Origin of the sequence: Erwinia sp. MYb416 (assembly GCF_037479575.1) — a bacterium.
Classification (GTDB): Bacteria; Pseudomonadota; Gammaproteobacteria; order Enterobacterales; family Enterobacteriaceae; genus Erwinia; species Erwinia rhapontici.
On record NZ_JBBGYT010000036.1, the window covers coordinates 1 to 1,482 of the forward strand.

The window sequence follows — 1,482 nt, forward strand, 5'->3', positions numbered from 1 at the left end:
AACTGAGGGAGAGGAAAACGGCTATGTGGCGGAAGAATCGGCCGTCGCCAGCAAAACCCGCACCTCTATCCTGGAAACGCCCCAGTCCGTCTCGGTGATCACCCGTTCGCAGATGGACCTGACGCGCCCGTCATCCAGCAGTGCCGCATTGCGCTACACGGCTGGCGCCACCAGTGAACGATATGGTGGCTTTGGTGATTATCTGGATATGACCCGGATTCGCGGCGTCGATGCCGATTACTATCTGGATGGCTTACGCATCATCAGCAACCCGGGCAGCTGGCTGCCGCAGGTTGATCCCTGGTCCCTGGAGCGGATCGAAGTGCTGCGCGGCCCCGCATCGACCCTCTACGGCCAGGGGACGGGCGGCGGTATTGTCAATCAGGTCAGCCGCAAGCCCCAGGATATCGCCTCACACGAGGTCAGCCTGCAATACGGCAGCTTCAACCGTAAGCAGTTCGGCATTGATTCCACCGGCGCCGTCAATGACGATAACAGCCTGTTGTATCGTTTTACCGCCAGTGGCCTGGACAGCCAGGGGCAAATTGAAGATAGCCGCCACCGCCGCCTCTATCTCGCCCCTTCCCTGACCTGGCGCCCGAGTGATAATGCCAGCTGGACCGTGCTGGCGACGTATTCCTGGGAACCGGATATTCCCGACTACAACAGTTTGCCTGCGGCCGTCCTGGGGCTGAATAACAGCCCTTATCAGCAAATTGACCGGCATAAAAACTACACTGATGGCCATTTTTCCCACTCCACCCGCCGTCAGGATTCACTGACCTCGCTATTTGAATATCAGTTTGATAATGGCTGGCGTTTCAACAGCAATGCGCGTTATATGAATGTCCATTCAGATATTCAGCGCGGCGTGGTTTATGGGTATCAGCTCGTCAACGATCGCCCCTGGCTCAAAGCTTACGATGAGCTGACCCCGGCCAGAGTCAGCACGTTCTCGATGGATAACCATATCAGTGGCGATGTGGACGCTGGCCCCACCCGTCATACGCTGCTGGCCGGCATCGATTTTTCCACCGGTAGTCTGAAGAACGAGCTGTACAGTGTCGGTCCGGTGCTGATTGATCCGTACAGTTCTGATTACCGACCGGATCTCAATCCTGATTTCACCGCCAGCCGGGCCGCCCCCTGGAAAGAGAAACAGACATTTAACCGTACCGGCGTCTATGTGCAGGATCAGATGGCCTGGAACCGCTGGCGCCTGACGCTGAGTGGCCGCCATGACTGGTCGAATACTGACCATGAAACCAACAGCTACTCTCCGGTAACGGTGAAAAGCCGCCAGGAAGATACCCAGTGGAGTGGGCGCGCCGGGTTGAGCTATCAGTTCGATATCGGGCTGGCACCTTACATCAGCTACGCGACCTCATTCGACCCGCTGCTGGGCAGTGGCTATGATGGTAAAACCTTCCTGCCCGTGGAAACGAAGCAGAGCGAAATCGGCATTAAGTACCACCCGCAAGG

1 protein-coding gene is annotated in these 1,482 nt (G+C 57.2%); it reads left to right on the forward strand.

The window, feature by feature from the left end; translation table 11 throughout:
- Positions 1-25 precede the first annotated feature (25 nt).
- Positions 26-1,482 (forward strand): TonB-dependent siderophore receptor (locus tag WH277_RS00335; protein ID WP_339503686.1); only part of this gene is annotated, 1,457 nt, incomplete at its 3' end.